Source organism: Phaeobacter sp. S60, assembly GCF_000826845.1.
GTDB classification, from domain to species: domain Bacteria; phylum Pseudomonadota; class Alphaproteobacteria; order Rhodobacterales; family Rhodobacteraceae; genus Phaeobacter; species Phaeobacter piscinae.
Window position 1 is genome coordinate 1 of sequence record NZ_JSWJ01000049.1, and the last position, 816, is coordinate 816.

Here is an 816-nt window from a genome sequence, read left to right on the forward strand (position 1 = left end):
GGTGTTGTCACGTTAACTAGCCTGAGGTTGCTGGTTAATCGATCCGGGCGTAGGCGACGTGGATGCAGACACAAAAGATCAGCTACAAACGCCACCGGTATCCTCCTCAGATCATCGCTCATGTTGTCTGGCTCTACGTCCGGTTCAACTTGAGCCTGCGGGAGGTAGAGGAGCTGATGCTGGAACGTGGCGTGGACGTTTCGTATGAGACGATCCGGCGCTGGACCGTCAAGTTCGGCCCGCTGATCGCCCACGTTCTACGCCGACGGCAGCCGCGCCCTGGCGATGTCTGGCATCTGGACGAAGTCGTTATGAAGATCGCAGGACGGTCATACTGGCTCTGGCGCGCAGTCGACCAAAGCGGCATCGTTCTTGAAGAAATTCTTCAATCGAGGCGAGACAAGCGCGCCGCAAAGCGGCTTTTGGTCAAACTGATTAAACGTTGGGGTTTCGTGCCCAAAAGGATCATTACGGACAAACTGCGCTCATATGGGGCTGCCAAGCGCGAGGTCGCGCTTGGCCTTGATCATTGGTCACACAAGGGGCTCAATAACCGCGCCGAAAACAGCCACTTGCCCTTCCGAAAACGAGAGCGGGTAATGCAAGGCTTCCGATCGCCGGGTGGATTACAACGCTTCGTATCTATGCAGTCCGCAACCCGCAATCGTTACTCAGTCCCAGCCCGCCGCCGCTCTGCCCTCACCATACGCTACAATCGGCTCGAAGCATTCGAGGCGCGGAAATCCGCGGCACATGCCGGTTGATCAACGAACGGCATGCCAACTGGCAAACTAGGCGGGTTAACGTGACAACACC

The 816-nt window shown here is 57.1% G+C and carries 1 protein-coding gene; it reads left to right on the top strand.

Annotated features, from left to right (window positions below):
• Positions 1-62 precede the first annotated feature (62 nt).
• Positions 63-764 carry an IS6 family transposase gene (locus tag OO25_RS22075; protein ID WP_040183020.1) on the top strand — a complete coding sequence of 234 codons (702 nt, stop codon included), beginning with the start codon at positions 63-65 and terminating at the stop codon, positions 762-764.
• Positions 765-816 lie beyond the last annotated feature (52 nt).